This is a genomic window from Streptomyces sp. NPDC050997 (assembly GCF_040660135.1).
Lineage (GTDB): Bacteria > Actinomycetota > Actinomycetes > Streptomycetales > Streptomycetaceae > Streptomyces.
In genome coordinates this window covers 137,021-159,631 of the sequence record NZ_JBFAGK010000012.1, presented here as the reverse complement: position 1 = coordinate 159,631, position 22,611 = coordinate 137,021, and the positions used below count along the sequence as shown (strand labels likewise).

Annotated in this window: 20 protein-coding genes and 2 pseudogenes; 12 read left to right on the top strand and 10 right to left on the bottom strand. The window is 69.6% G+C overall.

What is annotated here, in order from left to right; all coding sequences use genetic code 11:
- Positions 1-92: 92 nt before the first annotated feature.
- The 4 genes from AB0H86_RS26555 to AB0H86_RS26540 form a co-directional block, all read right to left on the bottom strand.
- Positions 93-1,622, bottom strand: a complete 1,530-nt coding sequence (locus AB0H86_RS26555) for an FAD-dependent monooxygenase (RefSeq protein WP_362443650.1) — start codon at positions 1,620-1,622, stop codon at positions 93-95.
- A 53-nt stretch (positions 1,623-1,675) separates the two neighbouring features.
- Positions 1,676-2,368 (bottom strand): TetR/AcrR family transcriptional regulator, encoded by a 693-nt coding sequence (locus AB0H86_RS26550; protein WP_362443648.1) that lies wholly within the window; start codon positions 2,366-2,368, stop codon positions 1,676-1,678.
- A gap of 107 nt (positions 2,369-2,475) precedes the next feature.
- On the bottom strand, positions 2,476-3,843 hold the full coding sequence (locus AB0H86_RS26545; protein ID WP_362443645.1) for a hypothetical protein: 1,368 nt from the start codon (positions 3,841-3,843) through the stop codon (positions 2,476-2,478).
- A gap of 188 nt (positions 3,844-4,031) precedes the next feature.
- On the bottom strand, positions 4,032-4,211 hold the full coding sequence (locus AB0H86_RS26540; RefSeq protein WP_362443642.1) for a hypothetical protein: 180 nt from the start codon (positions 4,209-4,211) through the stop codon (positions 4,032-4,034).
- Between the two features lie 442 nt (positions 4,212-4,653).
- Between AB0H86_RS26540 and AB0H86_RS26535 the strand changes: the two genes are divergently transcribed.
- Positions 4,654-5,460 (top strand): IPT/TIG domain-containing protein, encoded by an 807-nt coding sequence (locus AB0H86_RS26535; protein ID WP_362443639.1) that lies wholly within the window; start codon positions 4,654-4,656, stop codon positions 5,458-5,460.
- A gap of 80 nt (positions 5,461-5,540) precedes the next feature.
- Positions 5,541-5,669 (top strand): hypothetical protein, encoded by a 129-nt coding sequence (locus AB0H86_RS26530; RefSeq protein WP_362443637.1) that lies wholly within the window; start codon positions 5,541-5,543, stop codon positions 5,667-5,669.
- A gap of 71 nt (positions 5,670-5,740) precedes the next feature.
- On the opposite strand, the gene AB0H86_RS26525 is transcribed toward AB0H86_RS26530, so the two are convergent.
- Positions 5,741-6,574 (bottom strand): phosphotransferase, encoded by an 834-nt coding sequence (locus tag AB0H86_RS26525; protein ID WP_362443634.1) that lies wholly within the window; start codon positions 6,572-6,574, stop codon positions 5,741-5,743.
- Positions 6,575-7,162: 588 nt separating this feature from the next.
- Between AB0H86_RS26525 and AB0H86_RS26520 the strand changes: the two are divergent.
- Positions 7,163-7,309: pseudogene (locus tag AB0H86_RS26520) on the top strand (3-oxoadipyl-CoA thiolase); the annotation flags it as partial.
- Positions 7,310-7,319: 10 nt separating this feature from the next.
- The gene (locus tag AB0H86_RS26515; RefSeq protein WP_362443631.1) at positions 7,320-8,174 is read left to right on the top strand and encodes a class I SAM-dependent methyltransferase; all 855 of its coding nucleotides are present in this window, start codon (positions 7,320-7,322) and stop codon (positions 8,172-8,174) included.
- A gap of 202 nt (positions 8,175-8,376) precedes the next feature.
- Here AB0H86_RS26515 and AB0H86_RS26510 read toward each other — a convergent pair whose 3' ends face one another.
- Positions 8,377-9,834 (bottom strand): PLP-dependent aminotransferase family protein, encoded by a 1,458-nt coding sequence (locus tag AB0H86_RS26510; RefSeq protein WP_362443628.1) that lies wholly within the window; start codon positions 9,832-9,834, stop codon positions 8,377-8,379.
- A 40-nt stretch (positions 9,835-9,874) separates the two neighbouring features.
- Between AB0H86_RS26510 and AB0H86_RS26505 the strand changes: the two genes are divergently transcribed.
- Both AB0H86_RS26505 and AB0H86_RS26500 read left to right on the top strand, forming a co-directional pair.
- Entirely contained in the window at positions 9,875-10,822 is a 948-nt protein-coding gene (locus AB0H86_RS26505; protein WP_362443625.1) for an aldo/keto reductase, read from the top strand.
- Positions 10,823-10,853: 31 nt separating this feature from the next.
- Positions 10,854-11,690, top strand: a complete 837-nt coding sequence (locus AB0H86_RS26500; RefSeq protein WP_362443622.1) for an NAD(P)H-binding protein — start codon at positions 10,854-10,856, stop codon at positions 11,688-11,690.
- Between the two features lie 46 nt (positions 11,691-11,736).
- Here AB0H86_RS26500 and AB0H86_RS26495 read toward each other — a convergent pair whose 3' ends face one another.
- The gene (locus AB0H86_RS26495) at positions 11,737-12,189 is read right to left on the bottom strand and encodes an SRPBCC domain-containing protein (protein WP_362443619.1); all 453 of its coding nucleotides are present in this window, start codon (positions 12,187-12,189) and stop codon (positions 11,737-11,739) included.
- A gap of 150 nt (positions 12,190-12,339) precedes the next feature.
- Entirely contained in the window at positions 12,340-13,203 is an 864-nt protein-coding gene (locus tag AB0H86_RS26490; protein WP_362443922.1) for an alpha/beta fold hydrolase, read from the bottom strand.
- Positions 13,204-13,365: 162 nt separating this feature from the next.
- Between AB0H86_RS26490 and AB0H86_RS26485 the strand changes: the two genes are divergently transcribed.
- From AB0H86_RS26485 to AB0H86_RS26470, 4 genes and pseudogenes are all read left to right on the top strand, one after another.
- Positions 13,366-14,169, top strand: a complete 804-nt coding sequence (locus AB0H86_RS26485) for a helix-turn-helix domain-containing protein (protein ID WP_362443919.1) — start codon at positions 13,366-13,368, stop codon at positions 14,167-14,169.
- 26 nt (positions 14,170-14,195) lie between these two features.
- A pseudogene (locus tag AB0H86_RS26480) lies at positions 14,196-14,411 on the top strand (helicase); the annotation flags it as partial.
- Between the two features lie 170 nt (positions 14,412-14,581).
- The gene (locus AB0H86_RS26475; RefSeq protein ID WP_362443616.1) at positions 14,582-15,469 is read left to right on the top strand and encodes a hypothetical protein; all 888 of its coding nucleotides are present in this window, start codon (positions 14,582-14,584) and stop codon (positions 15,467-15,469) included.
- A gap of 79 nt (positions 15,470-15,548) precedes the next feature.
- Positions 15,549-15,758: a hypothetical protein gene (locus AB0H86_RS26470; RefSeq protein ID WP_362443613.1), complete on the top strand. Its 210-nt coding sequence runs from the start codon at positions 15,549-15,551 to the stop codon at positions 15,756-15,758.
- Positions 15,759-15,937: 179 nt separating this feature from the next.
- On the opposite strand, the gene AB0H86_RS26465 is transcribed toward AB0H86_RS26470, so the two are convergent.
- Complete coding sequence (locus tag AB0H86_RS26465) at positions 15,938-16,972, bottom strand: DUF6215 domain-containing protein (RefSeq protein WP_362443610.1); 1,035 nt, start codon at positions 16,970-16,972, stop codon at positions 15,938-15,940.
- A gap of 281 nt (positions 16,973-17,253) precedes the next feature.
- Positions 17,254-17,817 (bottom strand): isopentenyl-diphosphate Delta-isomerase, encoded by a 564-nt coding sequence (idi, locus tag AB0H86_RS26460; protein ID WP_362443607.1) that lies wholly within the window; start codon positions 17,815-17,817, stop codon positions 17,254-17,256.
- Positions 17,818-18,205: 388 nt separating this feature from the next.
- On the opposite strand from idi, the gene AB0H86_RS26455 reads away from it, so the two are divergent.
- Together AB0H86_RS26455 and AB0H86_RS26450 are read left to right on the top strand one after the other, a co-directional pair.
- The gene (locus AB0H86_RS26455) at positions 18,206-19,654 is read left to right on the top strand and encodes a DHA2 family efflux MFS transporter permease subunit (protein WP_362443604.1); all 1,449 of its coding nucleotides are present in this window, start codon (positions 18,206-18,208) and stop codon (positions 19,652-19,654) included.
- A 495-nt stretch (positions 19,655-20,149) separates the two neighbouring features.
- On the top strand, positions 20,150-22,372 hold the full coding sequence (locus AB0H86_RS26450) for an anthranilate synthase component I (protein ID WP_362443601.1): 2,223 nt from the start codon (positions 20,150-20,152) through the stop codon (positions 22,370-22,372).
- Positions 22,373-22,611: the final 239 nt, after the last annotated feature.

The window sequence follows — 22,611 nt, the reverse complement described above, 5'->3', positions numbered from 1 at the left end:
GGCGGCCCGGGGCAGTTCCGGGCCACCGCAGTTGAAATAACGGCTGCGGTTGCCGGTCGCGGAGGATGTGGTGGTGCGCCGCGTGTGGGCGGTCACGGGGTGGGTGTGCCGAACCAGCGGGTGGCGGTGTGCCGGAAAGCCTCGGGGTCGGGGGCATGGCCCTCGGCCCAAGCGACGACGCCGTCGGGGCGGATCAGCAGTGCGCCGAATCCGAGGTCCTCGCGTACCGGGCCGCCCGCGTAACGGAGTTGGCCCTCCCAGCTCTGGGCCGCGCCGCGCAGCGCGTGGTCGCCGCTGAAGTCGAGCACGACGCCCTGGCCCTTGCACAGAAGGTCCCCGAGGCGGGTGCCGTCGCCGAAACGGAAGTCGGGGGCGGTGCGGCCGACGAGCGGCTGCTCGCTGCCCAGGTCGTAGCGGTGGAACAGTCCCGTCGTCTGCCGGTACACGTGCGTGGTTCCCGAGGCGGTGCTCATCAGGTCGTGAACCAACTGCCGCAGCGCAGGAGCGTTGGGGCCCGGCTTCATGGTCGCCACCTGAGCACGTGACCAGTCGAGCACCGAGGCACCGACGGGGTGACGCTCGCTGGTGTAGGTGTCGAGCAGGCCCGCGGGCGCGGTGCCGTGTACGGTCGCCGCGAGCTTCCAGCCGAGGTTCACGGCATCACCGATGCCGAGGTTGAGGCCCTGACCGCCCAGCGGGGAGTGGATGTGCGCGGCGTCGCCCGCGAGCAGCACGCGTCCCTTGCGGTATGTCGTCACCTGCATCGCACGGTCCGTGAAGGTCGACGCCCGAAGAACACCGGTGAGCGTCACGTCGGTACCAGTGATGCGGCGCAGCACCTCCTGAAGGTGCTCGCGGGTGAGCGGCTGGGAACGGTCGAACGTGCCGCCGTCGAAGTCCATCATGCCCAGATGCCCCTCGATGGGCGTGCGCAGGTACATGCCGTTCGCCGTCAGGTTGAACCCGAACGGCAGCTTCGCCGGGTCGGGGTCGGTGAACTCGACCTGCGCGACATAGCCGGTGAACAGCGGCTCGGTACCCACGAAGTCGAAGTCCGTGAGAGCACGCACCGCGCTGCGCCCACCGTCGCACCCCACTAGCCAGCGTGCCCGGTACTCCTTGCCGCCCGCCGTCGCGAGGACGCACTCGTCGTCCTGCGTCACCACCGTGACCGCAGCGCCCCGCACGATCTGGACGCCGAGCGAGGTGGCGCGCTCGGCCAGGACCGAGCCGACCGCTTCGAGGCTCGTCATGAACCCCTCCATCGCCGGGCTGGGAAGCCTGAACGGGAGCGCGGAGACATCGATGTCGACCGCGTCCAGTCCCATGCCCGCGAAATGACTCACGTCACGGGGGGCGGGTGCCTCGACCGCGTCGGGGGCCGCGCCGACCCTCTTCTCGTCGGCGCCCGAAGCGCTGATTAACGCTTCGAGCAGTCCGCGGCGGTAGAACGTCTCGGCCGACCCGGTGTTCAGGCCCCGCAGCCCCAGCGGCAGCGCCTTCCACGGCGAGGTGACGTCCTCATCGCGCTCAAGGACCAGGACGGAACAGCCACCCAGAGCGAGCTCGCCGGCCAGGAACAGGCCCACCGGGCCGGCGCCCACGATCACTACGTCTCGCATGAGAGATTCCCTTCTGAAACACACGCGCGAAGAAACCCGACCCGCAAGGACGGTCAGCCCAGACGGGTCAGGCCGTCCAGGACGATGGCGATGCCGGTGAGGAACTGCTCGCGGTCATCGTGCTCGCCGAGCTGGCCGACGATGGCGTGCATGAACGGGTAGTCCTCGGGATCGAGCTCCTGCCAGGCCGTCACCGACGCGTCCAGGAACTCGGCGCGGTCCGGCTCGACGGCCGAGGAGTCACCATCGATGTGCGCGTTCTGACTGACAGCCCCGAGGATGTAATGCACTAGCGTCGAGGCAGCGTCGAACCAGGAACCCTGCGGCACACCCAGGGCCTCCACCTGCCGGCCGATCCTCTCGAAGATCCCCACCGTCACCGGGCCGACCGGATTCCGCACGACCTGCAGGATCAGCCGCGTAGCGAGCCACGGGTGCTCGGCGATCGCATCGAACAGCGCCAGCGCGACGACACGGATCTCGTCCCCGGGCGTGGCCTCCGCCCCGGTGGGCCTCGCCGCCAAAGCGGCAGTGACGACCGTCTCCGTCACTGTGTCCAGCAACTCGCCCCGGGACCCCACGTGGTAGTAGATCGCCCCGGACCCGGTGGCCAGGCGCTCGGTCAGCGCGCGACTGGTCAGCGCGCCCTCGCCCCCCGCGTCGAGCAGCTCGATCGCGGTGTCGATGATCTGCTCCCGGGAGAGCACTTGGTTACGCCGCTGAGGCCGGCGAGTCCTCGATGCCATGCCACCATCGTGACACATTTGGAGCAGCGCACCAAATTGGTGCGCTGCTCCAAATGGCCATGGTGGCCATTGTGGTGCGGCGCACCACAATGGGAGACCGGCGCCCTTCAGTCGAGGTGGCGGACGAAGGCGTCGGCGGTGTCGTTGGTGTCCCCGGGTACGAGGTTGTCCCCCGGTGAGCTGAAGGCCACGGTCCGGCCGAAGGCGTCGACAACAGGGGACGAGCGTTGGGCTTTGTCGCTCTGTGTCCCGTCCTCCGCGACATTGACCCGCTGGACCTCGCCTGTGACCAGGTCGCGCACGAAGGCGTCCGGGTCGCCGTTCGTGTCGCCCGGCACCAGGTTGTCGGCGTACGAAGTGAAGACCACATGCCGATTGTCGGCACTGAGAGCAGGCCCGCCGAAGAAGTTGGCAGTCCCGCCGGCCGAGTGGTCGTTCGGCTCCGACCCGTCGTACGCGAGGGTGAGGCGCTGGGTGGCTCCGGTGGCCAGGTCCTTGGCGAAGACGTCCCGTTTGTCGTTGGTGTCGCCCGGCACGATCTCCGACCACTCGCTGGCGTAGAGGGCGTAGCGCCCGTCCGGGCTGAGCCCGATGTTGCCTCGGGCGGCCACGGGCACGCCGTCGCGGGTGTGCGCCGCCAGGACCGTCCGCCCCGTGCGGGTGTCGTGCACGTAGAAGATGAAGGCTTCCGGCCGTCTGACCCCGGAGGCGTCCGGCCGCGTCCCCGCTTCGTCGCCCGCCTCGAGGGAGAACTGGGTCCGGAAGCCGACCCGGGTCCCGTCCGCGCTGATCGCCGCGCCCTCCGAGAACCCGTCGCTCTGGCTGCCGTCGTCGGCCACGCTGACCCGCTTGGTGGTCTTCTTCCAGCGGTCGCGGACGAAGACGTCCCCACGGTCGTTGGTGTCCCCGGGGACCAGATCGCTCCTGCTCGAAGTGAAGGCGACGTAGCGGCCGTTGGCGCTGATGGACGGTTCGTACGTCTGAGCCCCGTCGGCCCCGGCCTGCACGAGGACCTCTGTCCGCCCCGTCAGGCGGTCGTGGACGAAGACGTCCTGGGCGTCGAGGGTGTCACCAGGCGCCAGGTTGTCGGCGTAGGAACTGAAGGCGATGTAGCGGCCGTTCGCGCTCAACGAGTACGTCACCCACTCGTTGTCGGCCTGGGTGCCGTCGTCGGCCACGTTGACCCGCTTGATCGTTCCCGTGTGCAGATCCTTGACGAAGATGTCGGAAAACCCGTTGGTGTCACCGGGCACCAGATTGGTCGCCGCGGAATCGAAGGCGATGTAGCGGCCGTTGGCGCTGATCCCGCCCACGTCGGAGTAGTCGTTCGCCTGGGTGCCCTCGGCCGTGACATTGACCCGTTCCGTGCGCGGCCGCTGTTCGCGACCGGACGCCGCCGCCGTGGTCACAGGCAGCGCGGTCGCGCAGCTGCCCACTAAGGCCGCCAGCACGGCGACCTGTCTCAGACAACGCATTGCTCCCCCTTCGACAAGCTCCCTGGGCCTTGGACGTACGGGCCAAGCGAAGCCAATACCGGGAACCGGCCGCGGACAACGGGGCGGGAGGACAAACAAGCCGTTTTTGCGCAGCTGCTCGCAAGCCGAATGTGTGCGCGGACTTCCGGGGCTTCGTCGCGTCCCTGAGCCACAGCACGGTCGTTGGGTCAGCTGCCAAGCGGTGCGCTGAGGCATCCCGCCGGCGGGCGGCGGGTGCTCTTGAAGTCGAGCAGCAGGCCGTTGACGGCGAGGTCGGCGTCGGCGGTGCTGCGGTTGTCGGCGAACGTCGGCTCGCCGGTGCAGTCCTCGGGAATGAAACACCCGCATTTTCGCGAATAGGGGCGCACGCAGGTGCTCTTGAAGCCCGGTGGGGGGCCGTACCGCTTTGACACTGTCCCCGCGCCCCGCCATGCGGGTGACGTTTCGTCAGTTCTCTTGTCACCCCATCACCCGTATGGATCAATGGAGATACCGGTGGGTGGCCCATCCCATTCGGGGTAGCGGGTATCGCTGATGCTCGCGACCTGTCTGATGCGCGTCAGTCGCACATGCAGCTGCGCCGCAGCCCACACCGAGAGCTGAACGACAGGTCTTCGACGGCTCGTCGAAGGCCGTCACCATCGCCCCATGACCGTGGCCTCTGGCCCGGCACTGTGATCGTCCAGCGCCCCACCCGAGCCCTCTCCCCCGCCCATGCAGCCGTGCCGACTCTGCACCGAGCCACGCAGGCACCCGCGGGGAGCGGCTGATGCATCTCGCACAACAACAACCCGGTCCAGGAGGACACTCATGTCTGAAACCACCCTGCTCCCCGCCCTGACGCAGCCGACGCTGATCGCCGCGGTCCCCGGCTTCGGGCCGATCGCCGGCGGCAACTCCGTCCTGCTCATCGGCACCAACCTCGGCGGTGCGACCTCGGTCACCTTCGGAGGCACGCCCGCGGCCATCGTCTCCCAGGACCTCTTCGGATTCCTGATCACCGTGGTCGCACCGCCGCACGCCGCCGGCAACGTGCCCGTCGTGGTGACCACCGCGGCCGGCACCAGCACCCCCGCGAACTACACCTACGTCGGCCCCATCGTGCCGCCGCCCCCGACCATCCTCGGCTTCACCCCGCCCACCGGCCCGACAACCGGCGGCACCCCCTTCACGATCGTGGGGACCAACCTCACCGGCGCGAGCGTCACCTTCGGCGGCGTACCTGCCGTCGGGGTGAACGTCATCGCGGGCGTGGTGCTGACCGGTGTCACTCCGCCGCACGCCGCCGGCAACGTGCCCGTCGTGGTGACCACCGGGGCCGGCAGCGCCTCTGTCGCAGGCGGATTCACCTACGTCGGGCTGCCGCTGCCCACGGCGATCTCCATCACCCCGGCTGTCGGCGCTGTCATCGGTGGCACGCCGATCGCCATCATCGGCACCAACCTCGCCGGGGCGAGCGTGACCATCGGAGGTGTCCCGGCGACCAGCGTGGTCGTCGACGCCACCGGCACAGTGCTGGTAGCCGTCACCCCCGCCGGAGTGGCCGGAAACGCGGCGGTCGTTGTGACGACCCCCGCCGGCAGTGTGACCGTCACAGGCGGATTCACCTACGTCTGACAGATGCGTGTGTGGGCCGGACCGCGATCTGCGTCCGGCCCACACACATGCATTGATCAGACAGTGATCTGATCCCGACCGTGATCCGCAAACCCCCGGTCGAACTGGCCGACTCTGCCCAGGTGCCGATGGCCACCGGCGTTCCCATGGCCGCGGCCATGGGCAGAGGCAGAGGCAGAGGCATGGTGGCCTGGCGCGACCAGACCTGAGGGCCGCCTCAAACAACCGGCGGTGCTCAACAGCGGGTTCCTGCTCGCCCCGGGACCAGGCGATGCGGGCTTCACAGCGCGGCGAGGGCTTGATCGGCACGGTCAACTGCAGCCTCGACGCCGGTAGTCGGCAGGTTCCCGATCATCCAGGGAAGGCACTGGACCGGGATCTGCAGGGCGGCCCACCGGTAGCCGAGTTCGGCCGAACCGATGTCCAGGGAGCTCCCGGTGACCTCCTCCCAGGTCTGACGGTAAACGGCGAACCCGTCGGAGTCGAGGGACACCAGGTTGGCCAGGTCAAGCATGGCTGGGCCGACCCGGCAGCTACCCCAGTCGATCAGCCAGGCGTGTTGGCCATCGATCAGCACGTTGCCGGAGTGGACGTCGCCATGCAGCAACGTGGGAGTCAGCCGAGGGAGAGTGCGCCCCACGGCAGGATGATCGGCAACCCGGTTGATCAGCACCCTGGCCCGCGTGATGGTGCTCGCGGGATGCCTGCCGCGATGGCGGTCAATCTGCGGTAGAACCCAGTCGTGGCACAACTGCTGCCACCACTGGGGGTCCACGCGGGGCATGCCCGCCGGCACGTTCGTCGCACCGTGGAAGTGGGCGTGCAAGCGTGCCAGCGAATCGAAGAGGTTGGCGGGCACCGGGGCGCCCCGGTCTGGCAGGGGCGAGCCCGGCAGGAAGGGGCTGATGAGCCACGCCCCCTTCGCGCTCTCGCCCCAGGCGATCAACTCCGGTACGGCAGTTGCGGCGGGCCGGATCGCCTGCACCGCTTCCAGCCCGCCCGCCTCATGCGGGAAGGCGCGCTTGCGCACCACCTGGACCTCCTGAATGCGCCGTCCGCCAGACAGGTGCAGCGTGATCCGCTCCACCAGGCCGGACACCGCGCCGCCAGGCATGGGATCTACGGTGCAACGCTCAAGACGCGCTCCTGTCGTCTCGGACACCCACGCCAACAGGGCGGGCGGCAGAGAGAAGCCGGTCACGGTACGCGCCCCGCTTCGCGCGGCGCTCGATGATTGCCAAGCACCGTCGGAGTATCACGGACTGCCGGACGCGTCGGCATCTGCTTTTCTTCCTGCCCCCGCAAGACCCGGATGGGCAGCGCACGAATGCGACAAACCGAATGTGCGGCACAGAGCCTGCAGACCTCCCATACGGTTAACGAAGGCCGATCGCCACGGCTCCGACGTCGAACGCGACCCGCTGTACGGGCGCGCCCGGTCCTGGGTCCGCCCCCGCGCGAAGGCGTGGCCGATAGCGGAGGAGCTGCTCGCCACCGCCACCGCCCCCGCCCGCGTAAGCGACAAGCAAGACGCCAACTTCGACAGGGAGTGGCAGGCCATTCTCATCGACTCAGCCACGCAACTCCCGCTCGTCTGAAGCCACTTCCCCCTCCCCTCTCTGGAAGGACTCGCCGTGCAGTTGCGCGCGTACCGTGCGGGCGATCCGTGCAGGACGTCGTACTGATCGGCGACGTGGTCTGGCTTCTGGCCGGGCTGCCGACCTCGGTGCCGGCCACCACCGTCAACCGGCTCTGCGGTTCCTCGCTCGACGCGGCGATCATCGGCTCGCGTGCCGTCGAGAGCGGGAACGCTGACATCGTCCTCACCCCCCTCGGAATCGAACATCTAGGCTGGCGCGGTGACTGATGAGCAGGAGCGGGTGCGGCCGTCGGGAGTGTGGGCCACGGCGGTGGGGGTGGCCAGGGTGCGGGCGCTGGAGACCGAGCGGGAGAACGCGCTGTTCCGCGACCCAATGGCACAGGCCTTCGCCACCGCCGGCGGCCTGCTGGGGCCCTCCTCGCCGCCGCTGCCCGGTGACGAGGCCGCGCGCCGCCGCCGGCTGGCCGTGTCGTTCTCCATCGTCATCAGGACGAAGTTCCTCGACGACCTGTTGCAGCAGGCCTCCGCGTCCGGGGTCCGGCAGGTTGTGCTGCTCGGCGCCGGCATGGACAGCCGGGCCTTCCGGATCGACTGGCCCGAGGACACCCGGCTGTTCGAGGTCGACACCGCCGCGCCACTGGACTTCAAGGCTTCGGTACTGCGCCAGGAGCGGGCCGTCGCACGCTGCGAGCGGATCACCGTCGCGGTGGATCTGCGTGAGGACTGGCCAGCCGCGCTGGCCGCCGCAGGGCACGACCCGGCGGTGCCGACCGTGTGGATCGCCGAAGGACTGCTGATCTATCTGCCCGAGGACGCGGTGGAGTTGCTGCTGGCCCGGATCAGCGCGCAGTCGGCGCCAGGCAGTCGGATGGGGCTGACGTTGGGCTCACGCGGCGTGATCGAGCGCTTCGGCGCGGACGCCGAGCCGGGCTCGGCGGCGTCCATGTGGGTCTCGGAGATGCCCGACGACCCGGTGGGCTGGCTGGCCGGGCACGGCTGGGAGGCCGGCAGCCACACCCTGCGCGAGCGCGCTGCCGCCTACGGCCGCCCGATCAGCACCCCGCCGCAGCGCGAGGAGCGGCCCGGCGGACTGATCTCGGCGGTCCGCCGGTAGAGCGCCTCCCGGTTCGGTAGCTGAGTCGCTGAACTCACCACCTCGACGCCGGTCGCCGGCGTGAGCACAACGTCCTCCGCCCGGCTCGGCCCTGTTGCCGCTGCGGAGCCGACCTCCTGTTGCAAAGACCTCCCCGAAGAGCAGTCGCACCGCCTCTTCTTACAGGACCTGTGACAGCTCGATGCCGGGCATGAACCCCGCGTCAGCGATCGTCATGGCTCAGCTGTGCTGTACGCGTTGGTGGCGAGGCCGTCGGTGAACGTAGCGCTTCGCGCAGGAGCGTGACGGCCGGGGGTATCTCCGTGTCGCTGATGTTGCCGTACCCGAGGACGAGCGCGCGCTTCGCCGACGGCTCAGTGCGGTAGTCGTCGAGGTCCGCCAGGCGCAGCCCGACGGCGGTCGCGGCCCGGAGCGCCCCGCGGGTGTCGGCGCCGTCCGGCAGGTGGAGCAGGATGTGCAGCCCGGCGGCGGTGCCGGCGACCCGGCCCTCAGGTACCTGGGCGTCGAGCGTTCGGACCAGCAGGTCGCGGCGGGAGCGGAACCGCCGCCGCGATGCGCGCAGGTGGGCGTCGTACCATCCGCGGTCGATGAAGGTGGCGAGCGCGAGTTGGTCCAGCACCGGTGGCGCGGCGGCGACGAGGTTCGCTGCCCGGAGCGCCGGGGTCATCGCGGCAGGCGCTACCAGCCAGCCCAGTCCGAGTGCCGGCGACAGCGTCTTGCTGACCGAGCCGAGGAGGAAGACCCGGCTCGGATCCATCCCCTGCATGACCGCGACCGGGTGGTGGTCGTAGCGGAATTCGGCGTCGTAGTCGTCCTCGATGACGAAGCCGTCCACCTCGCGGGCCCAGCGCACCAGACGGGCCCTGCGTGCCGGGGAGAGCACCGTGCCGGTGGGGAATTGGTGTGCCGCGCCGACGACGACGGCCCGGGCCGGCGTACGGGCCAGGTCGTCGACGCGGAGGCCGTCATGGTCCACCGGCACCGGGTGCACGCGCAGGCCGCCGCTCGTCGCAGCGTCCCGCAGCCGCCCCCAGCCCGGGTCTTCCACGGCCAGATCGGTGATCCCCTCGGCGCGCAGCGCTCGGCACGTGCGGAGCAGACCCTCGGTGACGCCGGCGCACACGGACACGGACTCGATGTTGGTGTCCGCGCCGCGCGAGCGCCGCAGGTACTGCGCGACGGTGGTGCGCAGCACCGAGTGTCCGGCGGGGTCGGGCAGGCCGAGGTCATAGTGGACGGCCGCGCCGGTGACCGTTCGGACGGCGTCCGCCCAGCGACGGCGCGGAAACGCCCGCAGGTCGGGCAGGCCGGGCGCGAGGTCGTACCGGATCGGTGTCCGCGCCGGTGCGCGCCGCACGCGAGAGAGCGGCGGCGCGGTGTCCGGTGACCACGAAACCCGCGTGGCCGAGCCCACTCGGGCGGAGAGGTAGCCCTCCGCGATGAGCTGCCCGTACGCCTCCGTCACGACCCAACGGGAGCAGCCGAGCTCGTCGGCGAGCGCTCGGCTCGGTGGCACGGCGGCGCCCTCCGCCAGTCGGCCGGTACGGATCGAGGTGCGCAGCGCGTGAGCCAGGCGATCGTGCAGGCGCCGCCTGCCGCGCTCCGGCGGACTGACGTCCAGCAGCGTCGCCCACGCGAGATTGGTCTGGGAATCAGTCACGAGATTGGAGCGTACCGCCGAGCCGAATCTGCCTACCGTGATGAGCATGATTGAAAACCTGGCTCTTGGCGCCATGCTGTTCGGCACGGTTCAGGACGAGCGCCGATCGTACGAACTCCTCGACCGTTTTGTGGACGCCGGTGGCGTCTGGATCGACACCGCCAACTGCTACTCGTTCTGGGCGGACCCGTCCGGTTTCGGCGGGCAGAGCGAGACGTTGCTCGGGCGCTGGCTGGCAAGCCGCCCGGGCGTCCGTGACCGCGTCAGGATCAGCACCAAGGTGGGCTGCGAGCCGACCGAGGCCGGCAGGTTCCCGGAGACGGCCGAAGGGCTCTCGGCCGGGGCCGTCAAGAGCGGGATCGAGGGCAGCCTCAGGCGACTCGGCACGGACCACGTCGAGCTGTACTGGGCCCACAAGCCGGATCCGGTCGCACCACTGGAAGACACGGTCGCCGCCTTCGACGAGCTGGTGTCCGCGGGCACGGTCGGTCGCCTCGGCTGCTCCAACTACCCTGCCTGGCAGATCGATCGGGCCCGTCAGATCGCGCGGGCCCACGGCAGCGCCGGCTTCACAGCGGTGCAGCAGCACCACACGTACCTGCAACCGCGCCCCGCGACCCGGCCCACCGTGGTGCACCGGTTCGGTGCGGTCACCGACGAGGTGCTCCACTACCTGGAGCACCACCCGGACATGGCTCTGTGGGCCTACACGCCGCTGCTGAGCGGCCGCTACACCCGCGCGGACAAGCCGCTGCCGACGGAGTACGACCACCCCGGCACCGCCCGCCGCCTCGCGGCGCTCGACGAGATCGCCGACGAGACCGGCACGAACCGCAACCGGGTGGTGTTGGCGTGGCTGACCGGAGGAAACCCGGCTGCCACACCGATCGTCGGCGTCAGCACGGTCCAGCAACTGGACGAGGCGCTCGCGGGAGTGTCACTGGAGTTGACCGCCGAGCAGCGCGAACGCCTGGACTCCGCGGCATGACCTGCGAGACGAGTTGATGCGAGGAGTTGTTGTGACGGTTCTGGTGACTGGTGGGCGTGGGCATGTGGCGCGGGCGGTGGTTGACCGACTGCTGGCTGACGGGCGGAAGGTGCGGGTGGCGAGCCGCAGGCCGGAGGAGGCGGTGCTGCCGGCAGGGGTGGAGGTGGTGAAAGCGGACCTGTCCGACCCGGACACCCTGCCGGGCTTACTGGACGGTGTCAGCAAGGTGTTCCTGTACGCGGAACCGAAGGGGATAGACGGGTTCGTCGCTGCCGCCGAGGAGTCCGGCTCACCTCACATCGTCGTGCTGTCCGCGAGCGGGGTGGAGGCGGGCGACCCCGCGACCGACCCCATCGTGCGGATGCACCGTGCCGCCGAGAATGCCCTGCGCGAGTCCCGGCTTTCGTGGACGTTTCTGCGTCCGGGGGCATTCTCGACGAACACGTTGCAGTGGGCGTACGAGATCCGCGGCACGGGGGTGGTCAAGGCCCCGTTCCCGGACGCCCACGCCTCCGCGATCCATGAGAGCGACATCGCGGACATCGCTGTGCTGGCCATGACCGAGCCGGGCCATGAGGGCAAGGCGTATCCACTGAGCGGTCCGGAGTCGGTGACGCAGCGGGAGCAGGTCGAGTGCATCTCCGAAGCCATCGGCCGCAAGGTCGTCCTGGAGGAGATCACCGCCGAGGAGTACCGGGACGCACTCGGCCGCTGGGGCGACGCGGAGTTGGTCGACACCCTGGTCAGGCATCTGGTCGAGGCCGTTGGGCGCCCGGCTCCGGTGTTCACCACGTACCAGGACCTGACAGGGGAGCCGGGGCGCACCTACGCCGACTGGACGGTGGACCACGCCGACGACTTCCGCTGACTCTCGCCGTATGTCGTTGATCGGCAGAACGAAGCTTTGAGCAGGTTCAGTCCCTCGTCTCTTTGGCCAGGAAGGCGCTCAGGCCGTCGAGGAGCATGGTGCTTCCCTGTTCGGCCATGTCGCGTTCCTCGGCGGTGTCGCAGGTCTGGCGGAGCACGATCTGTGTGTGTTGACCGTCCCGTTCGTCGAGTTCCATGGTCATGGCTGCGGGCTCTGGTTTGCCGGGTACGTCCATGCCGACGACCAAGAGGCGGTTCTCGGTGACCTCGAGATAGGAGCCGGTCAGCGGGAACTGCCCGCCGTCGGGGGTGACCATCGTGGCCTTCCATGCCCCACCCGGCCGTACGTCCATCTCGACGGAACCGGCAGCGGCGTAGGCCCACTGGTCGTACTGCTCGGGGGTGGTCCATGCCCGCCATACCCTCGCCGCGGGGGCGTCCAGCGTTCGGGTCAGCGTATAGGCGAAGCCGTTGTCCGCGGTGGTCTGCTCCATGCTCATGTCTCGTCTCCTCGTCTCGCACAGGGTGGGACTGTCGCATCTGTAGACGCTCGCGGGCGCGGAAAGTCATCGGTCTTCCGCGGCTTCCTTGAACGGGTTCACCGCCGGGTCTCGCGGTGTGCGGGTGTCTCGCCCGCCATCGACGGATCGTCAAGTGGCCTTGGGTGCTCGAGCGGTGTGGATCTCGGCGAAGGACAGGAGGAGTGCGGCGGTCCGCGGCGGATCCTCCAGAATGGGTGTGTGTCCGGCACCGGGCAGCAACGCGACTTCCGCGCCCGGAACGACGCGGTAGTCGGCCGCGGACGAGGGTCGCCATCTGCGGTCCTGGTCGCCGAAGATCACCTGTAGTGGCTTGCCGAGGGTCATCAGCCGATCCGGGAGCGCACGCTGGTTCAGATAGGCGGTGGATGCATGCATCGCTGTGGTGACGGCGCGGTAGGTCATGCCGCGCAGTTCGTCGACGAGTTCTTGTGGAACCTGGTAGCCCGCGCGGAATGCGGTGCTCGCGAACTGGCGGATCTGCTCGTCGGTCGGTGGCCACTGCGCGGGGTCGATCGCGGTGGGCCCCGGTGCGATGAAGGCATCCATGCTGGGGCCGGTGTTGATGAGCGCGAGCGCGGTCACCAGGTCGGGTCGTTGCTCGGCGAGAGCGGTGGCGGAATAGCCACCGCTGGAGTGGCCGACGACCATGGCGCGCTCGACGCCGAGCCGGTCAAGTGCCGTGCCGATCCTGCGTCCCTGCTCCGGGACCGCGTAGTCGCCGCCGATCGGTTCGGCCGAGCGGCCGTGCCCCGGCAGGTCGATCCGGATGACGTGATGGAGCGTGGTCAGCAGCGGAACCAGCATGTCCCACGAACGGCTCGAGGCGGCGGATCCATGGATGAGCAGGAGCACGGGGGCGTCGCGAGGGCCGTCCTGGCACACGTAGATGTCGCCGTGCTCCAGGCGGAGGATTGAATCCTCGGTGGCGCCGGCGTCGCCGTTCGTATGAAGGTGCCCGTCGGAAGGAGTCATGAGTCCACTGTCGGCGCCGGTGCGCACCGGCGGCTTGGACAAATGTTCCCTCCTTGGCCCGCGTAGCATTTGGTGATGGGGTCCACCACGAGTGAATGTGACGATCCCGCTGTGTGGGACATCGCACGTCCGCAGCGGCCCAGCCGGGTGGCTGGTGTCGACATGGCCGGGTTCCGGGTCCCCGGCCCGCTGTTCGGTGGCCTGCGGGTGGTTCCGCACCCGTCCGTGATGCTGATTTTGGAGTTCGGGGCGAGTTCGCCCACCGTGGAGGATGGCGCTGGGCGGCGACATCGGGGAAGTCTCGTCGCCGGGCCCGGGTTCGGCTCCGGAGGCGGGGTCCGGGCGTGGGGCGAACATGTCGAGTGTGTGCAGGTGCGCCTGTCCCCCGTGGTCGCAGGCGCCGTTCTGGGCGCCGGTCCGGCCGATCTGGCCGGTTCCGTGGTGTCCCTCGACGACCTGTGGGGCAGGGAGGCGTCACGGATTCGTGAGCAACTGGGCGAAATCCTCTCGTGGGAGGACCGCTTCGCGTTCACAGACGCGTTGCTCGCCCGCCGGCTTGAGGCACGGTCGCCGGTGGACCCGGCGGTGGCCTGGGCCTGGAACCGGATCGTCGTCGGCAGGGGCCTTGTCCGGGTCGACCGCCTGGCGGCCGAACTCGGATGGACCCGCAAGCGTCTGTGGTCCCGGTTCCACTCTCATATCGGCATTCCACCGAAGAGTGCCGCGAAGCTGGTCCGCTTCGACCATGCCGTGCACCGTCTCGTTGCGGGTGAAAGTGCGGCCCAAGTCGCGGCGGACGGCGGCTACTTCGACCAGTCCCATCTGCATCGGGACGTCATGGCGTTCACCGGTACAACCCCGGCGACCGTGCTGGGCGAGCCATTCCTGACGGTGGACGACCGCGCATGGCCAACCGCGGAACACCCACCCAGGACCTACGTTCCACGACCCTCGGCACGGTCGTAGTACCGACATCGGCTCACGAGGGTCGGCCGGTGGAGTGGTGGCGGGCATTCCACCTCGCCCGCTGCGACTGGACGAAGCCGGTGCATTGCCGACCGAGCCGGGCGTGGTCATGCGCCAGGGCGAGGACCTCAGCTGGTGGGTGCGCGCCCAGCGTCTGGGCCGGGACAAGCTCACCGGGGGTGCAGCAGTGGATGCTGGAGCAGGTCCTCGGGATCGAGCCCGCGACCGAGGACGAGAAGCCGAAGCAGCGCCGCGAGGCCGTCACTTCAGCCGGCCACGCCCCGGGACGGACCTCGGCTGACCGGGGTTTCTGTACCTGACCCGCGCCCTGGCGGCTAGGCCTTGAGGGCAGCGCGGAATGCCATGTCTCTTCCCTGGCACACTTGCCCGCAGCCACACACAGGGGGAACACATGAGTGAGCGGGATGTCGACAAGCGGGTCGAAGAGCTGACCCGGGGGTTGCGGCGGATGGCCGCAGCGCTGTTGGAGGCGGCGGCCGACCATCCGGATGCCATACGGGCGCGGGAGTTGTCGGCGGCTGCCCGGGTGCTGACGAACGATGTGCTGGCGCGTCTGGACGGGGAAGCGGTCGAGGACTCCCCGGCGCACCGGAGCGAGCCCGGATTGCAGGACACCGTACCGCTGGCGAAGAGGGTGGCCTCGGAGTCCGGGGAAGCGCTCGAAGAGCTGGTGGAGCTGTATCTGACGGACTTCGCACGGCGCCTGGACGACGATCCCGTGATGATTGACCCGGACCTGTCCTACGAGCGTCGGAACCATCTGCGCCGGGTCCGGTACGGGCGCGGCAAGCCTTTCGAGGACGCTCCGCTGTGGAACGACGCCGTGCCCAGCCGGGGGAAGGCAGTGATGCGCGGCACGACCTCCAAGGCGGAGGTACTGCGCCGTCTGCACCACAGCTACGTGATCCGGCGAGACCTGGACAGCCCGGAGGGCGAGCTGGCGGTTCAGGTGCTGCAGGGATGCAAGGCGATCCGCCGCTCCCGCGCGATCGACGACGGCGGCTTCGTCGACAAGTCGGAGCTGGAGCAGAAGCTGGAGGCCCTGCAGTGGCGCGCCCTGGTGATCGCCGCCGGTCGGGGCAAGCACGCCCGCGCCCAACTCCTCACCCATCTACGGCAGCTGGAGGTGCTTGCCGCCGTAGTCCTGGAGCTGGACACGGCGTTCCGGCAGCGCAACAGCAATCCATCCCTTGGCGCCCGGATCGCCGGGGCCGCGCACGGCGTGAAGGCGGTGCTCCAGCACTGGCCGCCGAAGATCGAGCAGGTTGATACGCAATGAGGTCATACGACGCCGTAACCCCCGGGCCCACAAGCACTTCGGTATCCGAACTCCCCGCCCACAGCTGACGAACTCCCGTATGCGCGGCGCCACTTCCTGCGGCGATGCAGATCTCAGCGAGCTGATGGACCGAGCCGCCCACAACAAGCTGCGGACACAGTCGACGAGGCCGTGGCGCGCCGTCACGAAGGCAGGCGACGCCTACACGCCCGCCGTGGGCGACGCCGTGGTGGAGGTCGTCGCGGGCACGACCCGGCACACGGTCGTCACCGTGGTCCGCCTGCGCTGACCGCGATCGTGGCCGAACCGATCACATCCGGACCTCCGGGCCGTTGCCGACCGCGAGGACGACCACACCGAACTGGCCCTCGATGCCTGGCACCTGCAGCGCGGCCGCGCACGGCGCGGGCACCGATATCACCGGCGGTGCGACTGGCCCCACCCTTTCGCCGAAATGTTCTCGGCGTCTCATCGGACAGGCCGTTCGGGGATCCTCGGAAGAACCTTCTCAGCGATGTCGAGGAGAACGCTGTCGCCCGGGAGGGCTCCGGACGTGCTCCACACGGTGATGTCGCAGTAGCCGCCTCGGTCATTGCGGTCCAGGGCCACGGACAGCGTCCTGGCCAAGGGGCCTTGTTCGACCGGTCCGCCGGATCCGCCACTCCCGAGATCGATCTCGAGCTTCATGGTGTGATCCGAGGCGAGGACCGCGGGCCGACCGAGGACCGTAAGCGTCTTGATGTCCTGCTCATTCCCGAACTTCATCAGCTTCACGTACTGGTCGGTCGACAGCTCGTTGTAAGTGGCCGAGACATTCACGGTGTACGTCTCGAACGTGACCTCGGCCTCCGGTTGGGCGACCTTCCCATCAGTCAGGGGAGCGGTGTTGTTGGTGCTGGAAACAGTGGTCGCGGTCTCTTCAGGCGTTCCAAGGAGCTTGGCCAGGTCTGGCCGGTTGAGCGCCTTGCACAGCTCTTCACCGGTCACAGGCTGGGGCGTGTCCTTGTAGGCCTTCGGAAGCTCCTCGTGCGCGCCGTCCGAACACGAGGCGGGCTGCGGGGCGTTGTCGTCGGAGGGCATGAAGCGTGGGGCCACCCACAGCGCGACCGCGAGTGCCCCGAACACGGCCACGGCCGCGAAGGCCTGGCCCCATGCGTTGGGCTCCTTCTCCGGGGTGTCCGGACCGGGACGCGGCCCGGCTCCGGCCTGGGGCTGAGGCTGGGGCTGGGGCTGGGGCTGGGGCTGGGGCTGGGCGGCAGCATCGACTGCCGCCCCGTCCGCGGAGGCTGCCGGACTCGGGTTCCGGCGTGCGCGCAGGGCCTGGACCACCGCGTAGACGCGTATTGCGGTGAACACGAGGAACACCACGCCGAGACCGGCCGCGACCCGATCGTGATCGCGGACGGCGAGATACATGATGCGTACGCCGAGGACGGACCCGACCGCTATGAGCAGGGGCTCGCGGACCCAGAACGGCAGGAGACGGAGGAGGAAACCAAGCATCCTGTGATCTCACCAGGACAAGACCACATTTGCCGTGGTGGAAGCCACAGTTCCAGTACCGTGCAGGGCCTGCCGAAGCAAAGACGCCAAGCACCGACGATCCTGAGATCGCCAGCGGGACGGCAGCGGATGCAGCGATGGTTCGTCCAGGGTGGCTAGGGCGGCGGCTCAGCGGCCCACCAAGGCGACTCCAACTGGCCCCAGTTCGCGGGTGGTTGGTGAAGATCAGGCCTGGTGAAGTGGCTCCGGGCAGCGGGGGGATTCCGCGATCGTCTCCTGGTTCACCATCCGCCGAACGGCGCGATGCGGCGGATTTCGGGAAGAGCGGCGTCCAGCACCGTCCGGAACCACGCCGAGAAGGGCTTCTCCTCGTACAGCGTCTCCAGCTCGTCCCGGTTCACGAACAGTGTGTCGGCCACCTCGTTCGGATCCGGGTTCACGGGCTGGTCGGCCGGGCCGACGAAGAGGTGGTTGTATTCCTGCTCCACCAGTCCCGAGATGTCGTCGGGGTGGCGGTAGCTCACGGTACCGGCCGGCACAAGCAGGGTCGGAGTGAAGCCCAGCTCCTCACGGCTCCGCCGGGCAGCGGCATCCTCGGGCGCTTCCCCGGGGTAGGGGTGCCCGCAGCAGGTGTTGGACCACACGCCCGGCGAGTGGTACTTGGTCAGGGCACGGCGTTGCAGCAGGACCCGTCCGGTCCGGTCGAGGAGGAAGACCGAGAAGGCGCGGTGGAGCTTGCCCGGAGCCTGGTGGGCGGAGAGCTTCTCCGCGGTGCCGATGGTGACCCCGTCCGGACTGACCAGTTCCAGCAGCGTAACGGGCTCGTGTGCGGCCTCGCGGGTCATGCCTCTCCTCTGGTCGAGCGCAGGTAGGTCGGAATGCGTTCACAGGGCGGACGGTCGGGACGATCACGGCGTCGCCGGACAGGCACCCATCGGTCCGCGCAGCACCGGACATTGATCGACCGCGGTGCCGGACACCGGTGCATCCTCAATTCCACGCATTCCAGCATCCCCTCTCGATCGGCATGGTCGGACGCCGTGCACGGAACAATCCAGCACGTATGAGGGGCCAGGAAAACAGCCGCTCAACTCGGCGTCAATGGTGAACAAGCTCGGCAGTTACACAGTCGAACACCCATTGCGCCTGTCGATATACATTCCGGGAAAGCGTGCGCGGGAGTACCGCTCATCGCTGACGCACCCAGGATTTCCCCGACTTCGAGGAGAGCGTGTGACCCGCACTGGAAACCCCTGGACGGCGCTCGGCGCGCTCTGCCTCGGCTTCTTCGTGATCATGGTGGATACGACGATTGTGAACATCGCCGTACCGGTCATTCTCGAGGACCTGCACGTCGGCCTCGACGAGGTTCTGTGGGTGGTGAACGCCTACGTACTGGTGTATGCGGCGCTCCTGGTGGCCGGCGGCCGGCTGGGGGATCTGTTCGGCCAGAAGCGTGTGTATCTCGCGGGGCTCATCGTCTTCACCGCCGCCTCCGCCTGGTGCGGGCTGGGCGGGGACGTCGACTCGCTGATCACGGCGCGGGCGGTGCAAGGTCTCGGAGCCGCGCTGCTCACTCCGCAGACGACGGCCTTCATCGCGCTGCTCTTTCCAGCTGAACGGCGGGGCGCCGCCTACGGGATGTGGAGCGGCGTGGCGGGCCTGGCCACGATCGTCGGACCGCTACTGGGCGGTCTGGTCGTCACGCGGTACGGGTGGGAGTGGCTGTTCTTCATCAACGTGCCCGTGGGCGTGGTCTGCCTGGTCCTGGTCGGCGTCCTGGTGCCCGGTCAGCGGAACCCGCAGCGTACGGGGCTTGACCTGCCCGGCGTCGTGCTCATCTCTGCGAGCCTGTTCGCGCTGGCCTTCGGCCTTCTGGAGGGCGAGCGGTACGACTGGGGAACCGTAGTCGGGCCGGTGACGATCCCGGAGGTGCTGGCGGCAGCGGTGGTGCTGCTCGGTCTGTTCGCGCTCCAGCAGCGGCGCAGCCGCCACCCGCTGATACCGGCGGGCCTGTTGGCGTACCGCAACTTCGCCCTGGCCAATGCCGTGGTGAGCCTGGTCACCTTGGCCATGGCCGGCAGCCTGCTGTTGCTGACCCTCTACCTCCAGACGGCGCTGGGTCTGTCTCCGTTGCGCGCCGGACTGACGACCGCACCCCTGTCGGCGGCCTTCGGCGTGATCGGCATCGTCGTCGGTCGGCGGTCCGACGCCGAGAACAGCAAGTCCCTGCTGGTCCGGGGCCTGTGGGTGTACGTCGTCGGGCTGGCCGCGACAGCGTACACGGCACGGCCCGGGACCTCCGCGTGGGCGATGCTGCTTCCCATGCTGGTGTGCGGTGTCGGCCTGGGGTGTGTGTTCGCCCCCATGTCCAACCTCGCCCTGGGGCAGCTGGACCGCTCACTCGCCGGCGCTGCTTCCGGCGTCTACAACACGACCCGGCAGGTGGGGAACGTGCTGGGCAGCGCGGTGTTCGGCGCGCTGGTCCAGGCCCTGTCCGCCGGCCGAGGACTGGGAGAAGCGTTACGGCTGTCCATGATGGGCCCGATCGCCGTGGTGGTGTGCGCGATCCTGTGCTGTGCGGGACTGCGCCGGGGCAGTCCCGGGCCGGAGCTCAACGGAGGAACTTCCGCGGTTGCACGTCCTCGTGAGTCCGCCGACGGCAACGGCGGCTCGCTCTGACGCGGTGACAACGACACCGTGAACGCGACGACCCGGGCGGCCTGCGTCCGCGGTGGGCGTCAGTAACTGTGGAACCCCACGCGGACATCACCCGATCCAGGCGCCGGATGTCTTTCGTCGGAGTGGGATGAACACTTACTTCCACACCTCTCGGAACAGCGGGCAGGCACGAAAAGGGAACGTATTGTTTCCCCACTGCCTTCCGTCAACCGCGTGTGCGACTGTGGAACCGACGGCCTCGCCTCGTGCAATTCGGGGGCACTTGAAAACGGCAGGGCGTCGCACGATCATGAGCTCCTTCAGGATCCCGGACCGGCGCCCTTTCCGATTCTCCGTTTCGAGGGCGGGCCGTGTTCGTTCCCCCTTTTTTCGCACCCTCGCCGAGCCGCGGATCCGGCCGAGCCGCGGATCCGGCCGAGCCGCGGATCCGACCGAGCCGACCGATCCGACCGATCCGACCGATCAGGAATACCGTCGCACCGAAGGTGAGTTCGCATGTCTGCTCTGGACACGTTGGGTGTGCCCACGGGAGCACCCGTCGATCTTCAGTGGTCCACCGGCGCCGGAGTGGAGGTGAGGCTGCGGGCCGACCAGGCCGGGAGCGCTCAGGCCGCGCGTGCCAGGCTGGAGACCGCGCTCGACGATCGGCGGGGCATGCTGCTCTTCCGGGGCCATGACCGGGTGCTCGGCTATGTCGACCCTCCCCTCGAACTGGTCGTCCGTGGGCCTGAGTTGATGGTCCGGGCCCTCAACGACCGGGGCCGGGTTCTGATCCCCGCCCTGCGCGAGATGCTCGCGCCGAGCCTCCGGCTGGAGGAGGGCACGGAGGACACCTCGCTCCGAGGCCGGGCGCGCACCGCGAAGGGTGTCTTCGCCGAGGAGGACCGCACCCGCAACGCGGGCGTGTTCGCCGCCGTACGTGCCGTCCTGCGCGGCCTGTCGGCGCCCGAGGACCCGCTGCTGGGTCTGTACGGCGCTTTCGGGTACGACCTGATCTTCCAGGTGGACCCGGTCGAGCGGCACCAGGAGCGCCCGGCGGCGGACCGGGACCTGGTGCTTCATCTCCCGGACGACATATGGGAGTTGGATCTACGGCAGGACCTGGCCCTGCGCCGCCGGTACGACTTCGCGTTCGAGGGTGCGGACACCGCTGGGCTGACCCGTACGACCCCCGTGGAGCCGTTCGTCGCCGGCGGGCCCGCGGTGGCGCGCGACCACGCTCCCGGTGAGTACGCGCAGGTGGTGGCCAAGGCCATGCCGCTGTTCCGCTCGGGGGACCTGTTCGAGGTGGTGCCGAGCCAGGTCTTCCGCCGGGCCTGCCCGACCCCGCCGTCCGACGTCTTCCGTCGGTTGCGCCGGCGCAACCCGGCCCCGCACAGCCTGCTCATGAACCTAGGCGAACGGGAGTACCTGGTGGGCGCGTCCCCGGAGACGTTCGTCCGAGTGCGGCATGAACCCAGCGCGGAGGGCGACCAGTTGGTGGTGGAGACGTCGCCGATCAGCGGCACCGTCGCACGCGGGCGGGACGCGCTGGAGGACGCGCGGCGCGTCCGCGAGCTGCTCGGTTCCGTGAAGGAGGAGTCGGAGCTGACCATGTGCACCGACGTGGACCGCAACGACAAGGCGCGGGTCTGCGTTCCGGGGTCCGTGGAGGTGGTGGATCGCCGGCGCATCGAGATGTACTCGGCGCTCATCCACACCGTGGACCGCGTCCGGGGCACGCTGCGGCCCGACCGGGACGCCTTGGACGGCTTCCTCGCGCACCTGTGGGCGGTCACCGTCACCGGCGCGCCGAAGCTGGCGGCCGTGGGCTTCATCGAGCGCCAGGAGCGGTCGCCGCGGCGCTGGTACGGGGGTGCGGTGGGGCGGCTGGGCTTCGACGGCACCCTCGACACCGTGCTGACCCTGCGCACGGTGCAGATCCGGGATGGGGTCGCCTCGGTGCGGGCGGGGGCGACGCTGCTGTACGACTCCTCGCCCGAGGCCGAGGAGGCCGAGACCGAGCTGAAGGCGCGGGCGCTGCTGGAGGTCCTGGAGGAGAAGCCCGTACGGCCCGCCGCCCCGGCAGTGGTCCGCGACCGCGGTGTCGGTGCCGGTGTGCGCGTGCTGATGGTGGATCACCGCGACTCCTTCGCGCACTGCCTCGCCGACTATCTGCGGCAGACGGGCGCGGAGGTCATCACCTTCCGCAGCGGCAGCCATCTGCCTGTGCTGCGGGAGCAACGGCCGGATCTGCTGGTGCTGTCGCCGGGCCCCGGGCGCCCCGAGGACTTCGGGATGGCAGAGACGCTGGCCGAGGCCGAGCGGCTGGGTGTCTCGGTGTTCGGCGTGTGCCTGGGGCTCCAGGGCATGGTCGAGTACTGCGGCGGCACGCTGGACGTGCTGGCGCGCCCGGTGCACGGCAAGCCGTCGACCGTACGGGTCACCGACCCCGAGACGCGCCTGCTGGCCGGGCTGCCGACGCGGTTCGAAGTGGGCCGCTACCACTCGCTGTACGCCCCGGTCGACGCGGTGCCCCGGCAGCTGCGGGTCACCGCGGCCACCGAGGACGGGGTGACGATGGCCGTGGAGCACCGTGACCGGCGGTGGGCCGCCGTGCAGTTCCACCCGGAGTCGATCATGAGCGCCCAGAGCAGGACCGGGCGGCGGATCGTCGACAACGCGGTCTCGTCGCTGACCGCACCGGCACGACGGCAGGCGGGCGCCGGCCGCCCCTGACCCCTCCCCCGCCCGGCACTGCTCCGGGCACCCCACTCGGCCCTGCCGGCACCCGTCCGGCGGGGCCGAGTGCCGTCCCGACGGGACGGGACTCCCACACGACGAAGTCGGCCTCGGCATCGACGACGCCGCGCTGGACCGGCTCCGCCCGCGCCTGCGGTGATCGCATGAGCGAAGAGGTGCGTACGGAGAAGCGCCCTGCCCCGAGGGATGTAGGGGCAGGGCACTGATCGGGGCGG

What these genes read in the sequence shown, in the direction of transcription:
- AB0H86_RS26555 (WP_362443650.1), bottom strand. Translation starts at nt 1,622, where the DNA reads ATGCGAGACGTAGTGATCGTGGGCGCCGGCCCGGTGGGCCTGTTCCTG.
- AB0H86_RS26550 (WP_362443648.1), bottom strand. Translation starts at nt 2,368, where the DNA reads ATGGCATCGAGGACTCGCCGGCCTCAGCGGCGTAACCAAGTGCTCTCC.
- AB0H86_RS26545 (WP_362443645.1), bottom strand. Translation starts at nt 3,843, where the DNA reads ATGCGTTGTCTGAGACAGGTCGCCGTGCTGGCGGCCTTAGTGGGCAGC.
- AB0H86_RS26535 (WP_362443639.1), top strand. Translation starts at nt 4,654, where the DNA reads ATGTCTGAAACCACCCTGCTCCCCGCCCTGACGCAGCCGACGCTGATC.
- AB0H86_RS26525 (WP_362443634.1), bottom strand. Translation starts at nt 6,574, where the DNA reads ATGCCTGGCGGCGCGGTGTCCGGCCTGGTGGAGCGGATCACGCTGCAC.
- AB0H86_RS26505 (WP_362443625.1), top strand. Translation starts at nt 9,875, where the DNA reads ATGAGCATGATTGAAAACCTGGCTCTTGGCGCCATGCTGTTCGGCACG.
- AB0H86_RS26495 (WP_362443619.1), bottom strand. Translation starts at nt 12,189, where the DNA reads ATGAGCATGGAGCAGACCACCGCGGACAACGGCTTCGCCTATACGCTG.
- AB0H86_RS26490 (WP_362443922.1), bottom strand. Translation starts at nt 13,203, where the DNA reads ATGACTCCTTCCGACGGGCACCTTCATACGAACGGCGACGCCGGCGCC.
- AB0H86_RS26485 (WP_362443919.1), top strand. Translation starts at nt 13,366, where the DNA reads ATGGCCGGGTTCCGGGTCCCCGGCCCGCTGTTCGGTGGCCTGCGGGTG.
- AB0H86_RS26475 (WP_362443616.1), top strand. Translation starts at nt 14,582, where the DNA reads ATGAGTGAGCGGGATGTCGACAAGCGGGTCGAAGAGCTGACCCGGGGG.
- AB0H86_RS26470 (WP_362443613.1), top strand. Translation starts at nt 15,549, where the DNA reads ATGCGCGGCGCCACTTCCTGCGGCGATGCAGATCTCAGCGAGCTGATG.
- AB0H86_RS26465 (WP_362443610.1), bottom strand. Translation starts at nt 16,972, where the DNA reads ATGCTTGGTTTCCTCCTCCGTCTCCTGCCGTTCTGGGTCCGCGAGCCC.
- idi (WP_362443607.1), bottom strand. Translation starts at nt 17,817, where the DNA reads ATGACCCGCGAGGCCGCACACGAGCCCGTTACGCTGCTGGAACTGGTC.
- AB0H86_RS26450 (WP_362443601.1), top strand. Translation starts at nt 20,150, where the DNA reads ATGTCTGCTCTGGACACGTTGGGTGTGCCCACGGGAGCACCCGTCGAT.